The following is a 5,905-nucleotide window of genomic DNA, read 5'->3' as shown; positions in this document are numbered from 1 at the left end:
GCGATCGCCATGCCGCTTGCCGCGCGGCCGAAACGTTTGCCCGCAGGCGAGCTGTGCAGCGGCGCATAATGCGCCGAAGCCATCAGTCCTTCGGCGACGAGGAGATCGCGCGCCCTGGCGCGAAGGTCGCCCGTCTCGAAGACCAGCCAATAGATATGCCCGTTATGGCCGCAATGCTGCGGAACCGCCGCGCGGCGCGCGAGGCCGCGCGTTTCGAGCGAGGCCAACGCCTCGTGATAGCCGGTCCAGAGCGCGACGCGGCGGGCATTGATGCCGTCCGCCTGTTCGAGTTGCGCCAACAACAACGCGGCGGTGACTTCGCTCGGGAGGAACGATGAGCCGAGATCGACCCAGGTGTACTTGTCGACCTCGCCGCGGAAGAACTGGCTGCGATTGGTGCCTTTCTCGCGCACGATTTCGGCGCGCAGGCGATAGGCGGGATCGTTGACGAGGAGGGCGCCGCCTTCGCCCGCGATCACGTTCTTGCTCGCATGGAAGCTCAGCGCCGACAGCGCGCCGAAGGTGCCGAGCGGCTTTCCCTTGTAGGTCGCGCCGAAACCCTGCGCGGCATCTTCCGCGACAACGAGGTTATGCTCCTTCGCGACGGAGAGAATCGTGTCCATCTCGCAGCCGATACCGGCATAATGCACCGGCATGATCGCGCGGGTCTTCGGCGTGATCGCCTGTTCGATCAGCTTTTCGTCGATGTTGAGCGTGTCCGCGCGGATGTCGATGAAGACCGGCACGCCGCCCCGGAGCGCGATGGCGTTCGCGGTGCTGACGAAAGTGTAGGACGGCATGATGACTTCCTCGCCCGGCTCGATCTCGAGCAGGAGGCCGATCATGTCGAGCGCGCCGGTGCCCGAATGGGTCAGCAGGGCGCGGACGGCGCCGGTCTTCTGCTCCAGCAGGGCATGGCAGGCCCTGGTGAATTTACCATCCCCCATGAGCTGCTTTGCCGCGAGGACCTCGTCCAGATACTCTCTCTCGCGGCCGGCAAGGGTCGGCTCGTAATAGGGAATGGTCATGGGTATCTGCCAAGGGAGGGGATGGGCCGCTTGGGCCGGGACGCATGCCGCCCGGCTCCGATTCGGCGCTCATTCAACAGGCCCCCTTGCCGTTATGCAAGGGCCGCACGCCCCTGTACCGGCGGCGGGGCGGCGATGACCGCCCGCGTGCTGATCTGGTCGCTCGGCCGGCGCGGGGCGGCGCCGACCCACACGCTGGAAACGGCGCGGGCGCTGATGCGGCGCGGCGATCTCGAGCTCTCGCTCGGCATTTCGACGCAGGCGAGCCGCTTCGACGATCTTGCCGCGCTCGGTCTGCCGCTGCTCGCCATCGACACCTATCCGGCGCGGGCAAAGCCCTCGCTGCTGCCGACCTTGTGGCGGCTGCCGCGCGCGTTTTTCGCCTTCGCGCGATTTCTGCGGCGCCAGAAGATCGACATCGTCTTCTGCCCCTTCAGCCACCCCTGGAACGTCGTCTTCATTCCGCTCATTCATTTTTTCGGTTGCCGTTATGTGCTGAAGGTTCACGACGGCGCGGTCCATCCGGGCGACGATGTGAGCTCGCCGCAACGTCTGATCGACGCGGAGATATTGCGCGCGGACGGGCTCGTCGCGATGACCGAACATGTGAAGCGCCAGATCGTCTCGCGGCTCGGCATCGAACCGTCGGCGATCGCCGTCGCGCCGATGGGCCCTTATGAGATGGGGGCGGCGCCTCGGCGCGAGAACGCGGCGCCGACGCGGCTTCTCTTTTTCGGTCGCATCATGGCCTACAAGGGCATCGACACGCTGCTCGACGCCTTCGAGGCGTTGCGCCTCACGCATCCGTCGCTGACGCTCACCATCGCGGGCTCCGGCGACTTCTCGCCCTACGCGGCTCGCGCGAGGCGGCTCGGCGTCGAGGCCGACATCCGCTACATTCCCGAAGACGAAATACCGGCGATCTTTTCGAAGGCCGACATCGTCGTGCTGCCGCATCGGGAGGCGACGCAATCGGGCATTGTCTCGCTCGCGCAGGTCGCCGGCATTCCCGCCGTGGCGATGCCGGTCGGCGGGCTCGTCGAGCAGATCGAGGACGGCGTGACGGGCATCGTCGCGGACCAGGCGACGGCCGAAGGCCTCGCGCGCGCCGTGTCGCGGCTGCTCGACGACAAGGCGCTTTACGCGGCGGTGAGCGAGGGCGGCCTCATCCGCTCGCGCATGGTGTGGGACGTCGCGGCGGTGGAAATCGCCGCGCTCATCCGTCGTGTCGATGCCGTGCGGCCGCCGCGCTCTTTCTGGATGCGCGGGCCGAAGCGTTTCTTCGACATCGTCGCCTCTTCGCTCGCGCTTGTCGTCGCATCGCCTTTTGCGCTCGTGATCGCGGTCCTTGTCCGGCTCGATCTCGGCGCGCCCGTTCTCTTCCGTCACACGCGGCCCGGACTTCGCGGCCGGCCCTTCGAGCTTCTCAAGTTCCGCACCATGCGCGATGCGACGGATGCCGGGGGCAGGCCGCTCGCCGATCGCGAAAGGCTGACGCCTTTCGGCCGGCTTCTCCGATCGACCAGCCTCGACGAATTGCCGGAACTCTGGAACGTGCTCAGGGGCGACATGAGCCTTGTCGGCCCGCGCCCTTTGCTGACGGATTATCTCGCGGTCTATACGCAAGAGCAGGTGCGACGCCATGCCGTGCGGCCCGGCCTCACCGGCTGGGCGCAGGTCAACGGCCGCAATGCGCAGAGTTGGGACGCGCGCTTCCGCTTCGACCTCTTTTATGTCGAAAACGGCTCCTTCCTGCTGGACCTCCGGATCATTCTCCTCACAATCTGGCATGTGCTGGCGCGGCGCGGCATCAGCGCGGAAGGCCACGAGACCATGCCCCGCTTCGACGACGAGGTGAGGGCAGGGCGCGCCGAGGGAAGACGGGGGAAGGAATGAGCGGCATCTGGATACTGGGCGCGGGCGGCCACGCCAAGGTCGCGATCGCGACGGCGGAGGCGGGCGGTCTCGTCGTCGAGGGGCTCTTCGACGACGATCCGGCGAAGAACGGTTCGGCCGTGCTCGGCGTCGGCGTCAGTGCGCCGACGGCGCCGCTCGAATGGTGGCGCGAGACGGAGCGGGCGGCCTTTATCGCCATCGGCGCCAACAAGGTGCGGCAGCGTTTCGCGACCATGCTGCCGGCCCGCTGGACGACGCTCGTTCATCCGACCGCCTGGGTGCATGCCTCGAGCGATGTCGACGACGGCGCCTTTGTCTGCGCCGGCGCCATCGTTCAGCCAGACGCTTTTGTCGGTGCGCATGCGATCGTCAACACGGGCACCGTCATCGAGCATGATTGCCGTGTCGGTGCTTACGTTCACATCGCGAGCATGGCCTGTCTTGCCGGCGCCGCGCAGGTCGGCGAGGGAAGTTTCATCGGCGCGGGGGCCGTCATTCTGCCGGGCATCAAGGTCGGACAATGGGCGACCGTCGGCGCGGGCGCCGTGGTGACGAAGGACGTGCCGGACGGCGCGACCGTCGCCGGCGTTCCGGCGCGGCAGGGCGCCTGACGCAATGAGCGAGCGCATTTTCCTTTCGCCGCCGCATATGTCGGGACGCGAGCGCGAACTTGTGGACGAAGTTTTCGCGTCGAATTATGTCGCGCCGGCAGGCCCGATGATCTCGCGCTTCGAGGCGGCTATAGGCGCCGTCACGGGACACGCACATGTCGCGGCGCTGGCGAGCGGCACGGCCGCGATCCATCTTGCGCTGCGGCTGATCGGCGTCGAAACGGGCGACGAAGTCTGGACATCCTCCCTCACCTTCATCGGCGGTGTCGCGCCAATCCTTTACGAGAGAGCCCAGCCGGTTTTCTTCGACGTCTCGCCCGACACCTGGACGATGGATGTCGGTCTCCTGACGGCGGCGATGGACCAAGCCGCGAAGACGGGGCGGCTCCCGCGTGCGGTGATCCCCGTCGATCTCTATGGCCAGTCTTGCGATCTCGGCGCGATCCTCGCGCTCTGCGCGCGTTACGATGTGCCGGTGATCGTCGATTCCGCCGAGGCCATTGGCGTGCGCTACAAAGACCGGCACGCGGGAAAGGGCGCACTCTTTGCCGCCTATTCCTTCAACGGCAACAAGATCGTGACGAGTTCCGGCGGTGGCGCGCTAGCGAGCGACGACGGAGCGCTGATCGAACGCGCGCGGATGCTGTCGCAGCAGGCACGCGAACCGGCGGCGCATTACGAGCATGAGATCTATGGCTACAACTACCGTCTTTCGGCGCTTTGCGCGGCGGTCGGTGTCGGCCAGCTCGAAGTTCTTGGCGAGCGCGTGGCGCGGCGGCGCGCGATCTTCGAGGCCTATCGCGCCGCTCTCGGCGACCTGCCGGGCATCGGCTTCATGCCGGAGGCGGCCTACGGCCAGGCCAATCGCTGGTTGAGCATCGTGACGCTCGACGAAGCGCAAGGTGCGCCGTCGCCGGAGCGCCTGCGGCTTGCGCTCGAAGCCGAGAACATCGAGGCGCGACCCGTCTGGAAGCCGATGCATATGCAGCCCGTCTTCCGCGACGCGCGGCGGATCGGCGGCGCGGTGTCGGAGAAGCTATTCGCGGGCGGGCTCTGCCTTCCGTCCGGCACGGCGATGCGCGAGGACGACCTCGCGCGCATCGTCGCGATCGTCCGCGCGCAATGGGAGCGCGGCGCATGACGGGGGAGCGGCCGCGCCTTCTCTACATCTTTCCCGTGGCGCTCAATCTACATGCGCATTGGGCGGACCGCGTCCGCGCGGCGACGGAACGATACGACGTGCATGTGGCCGTGCCGTTCGAGGCCTCGCTGGAGGGGCTCGATCTCGGCAAGGCGACGCTTCACAACAAGCCCCTGCGGCGCGGCGCTCCCTCGATCTGGGGCGAGCTCGTTCTCGTCTGGCGTCTCTTCTCGCTCATTCGCGCATTGCGACCGGCCCTTGTGCATGCCGTGACGATCAGGCCGGTGATCTATGGCGGCGTCGTGGCGCGGCTGCTGCGCGTTCCGGCGCTGGTCTGTTCGGTGACCGGGCTCGGCTTTCTCTTCGACGACGAGCAGCCGCTCGCGCGATTCCTGCGGCCGATCGCGGGACACGCCCTGCGCTTCGTCTTCGCGCATCCGAATGCGCGTGTGATTTTCGAGAATGGCGGCGACCGCGACGATCTGGTTGCAAACGGCATCGTCCGGGCGGACCAAAGCCATGTCTTCGTCGGCGGCGGGCTCGATCTCGATCAGTTTTCCTTTTCGCCGGAGCCGCCGTCGGGGGAACCGCTGGTGATCCTGCCGTCGCGGCTCATCGCGGCGAAGGGCGTGCGGGAATTCGTCGAGGCGGCGCGGCGGCTGAAGGCCGGGGGCGTCCACGCGCGCTTCGCGCTGGTCGGCACCGTCGATACGGCGCATCCCGATCCGATCGAGCAAGGCGATCTCGATCTCTGGGCGCGCGAAGGCATCGTCGAATGCTGGGGCTGGCGCGAGGACATGGCGGAAGTCATCCGCTCCGCGGCCATTATCTGTCTGCCTTCCTATTACAGGGAAGGCGCGCCACGGGCGTTGATCGAGGCGGCAGCCATCGGCCGCCCGGCAGTGACCACGGACTGGGTCGGGTGCCGCGACGTGGTGGTCGACGGCGAGACGGGATTGCTGGTGCCCGTCCGCAATGTCGAGGCACTGGCGGCGGCGCTGCGCCGGCTCATCGAGGATCGCGATCTGCGAGAGCGCATGGGCGAGGCCGCGCGCTTCCGCGCCGAGGATCATTTTTCGAACGCGCTTGCCATCGAACGCATGTTCTCGGTTTACGACGAAGTTCTGCCGAAGGACTGAGCGTCGAGGAGCGCCCGCGCGTCGACGAGATCGTTCGCGACATGAACCGCGAAATCCGGTCGCGCGAGTTTCAGCGCCGCCGCGCGTTCT

The 5,905-nt window shown here is 67.3% G+C and carries 5 protein-coding genes; 4 read left to right on the top strand and 1 reads right to left on the bottom strand.

The genetic code is table 11. The features are described 5' to 3' along the window. Nucleotides 1-1,028: dTDP-4-amino-4,6-dideoxygalactose transaminase (rffA, locus tag VMR03_RS07200; RefSeq protein ID WP_325403692.1), on the bottom strand; the 1,028-nt coding region annotated here is incomplete at its 3' end. A 135-nt stretch (nucleotides 1,029-1,163) separates the two neighbouring features. Here rffA and VMR03_RS07195 point away from each other — a divergent pair. Genes VMR03_RS07195 through VMR03_RS07180 form a run of 4 tightly spaced genes read left to right on the top strand, consistent with a single transcriptional unit; the run spans nucleotide 1,164 to nucleotide 5,815 of the window. Further along, complete coding sequence (locus tag VMR03_RS07195) at nucleotides 1,164-2,924, top strand: sugar transferase (protein WP_325403690.1); 1,761 nt, start codon at nucleotides 1,164-1,166, stop codon at nucleotides 2,922-2,924. Then, a complete protein-coding gene (locus tag VMR03_RS07190) occupies nucleotides 2,921-3,535 on the top strand; it encodes an acetyltransferase (protein WP_325403688.1) in 615 nt (204 codons plus the stop codon). The genes VMR03_RS07195 and VMR03_RS07190 overlap by 4 nt, the downstream gene beginning before the upstream one ends. Before the next feature lie 4 nt (nucleotides 3,536-3,539). After that, nucleotides 3,540-4,676, top strand: a complete 1,137-nt coding sequence (locus VMR03_RS07185) for a DegT/DnrJ/EryC1/StrS family aminotransferase (RefSeq protein ID WP_325403686.1) — start codon at nucleotides 3,540-3,542, stop codon at nucleotides 4,674-4,676. Then, nucleotides 4,673-5,815, top strand: a complete 1,143-nt coding sequence (locus VMR03_RS07180) for a glycosyltransferase family 4 protein (protein WP_325403684.1) — start codon at nucleotides 4,673-4,675, stop codon at nucleotides 5,813-5,815. Before VMR03_RS07185 ends, VMR03_RS07180 begins: the two co-directional genes overlap by 4 nt. Nucleotides 5,816-5,905 lie beyond the last annotated feature (90 nt).

Origin of the sequence: Parvibaculum sp. (assembly GCF_035511255.1) — a bacterium.
Classification (GTDB): Bacteria; Pseudomonadota; Alphaproteobacteria; order Parvibaculales; family Parvibaculaceae; genus Parvibaculum.
The sequence above is the reverse complement of the archived record's forward strand: the minus strand, read 5'-3'. Positions and strand labels throughout refer to the sequence as shown.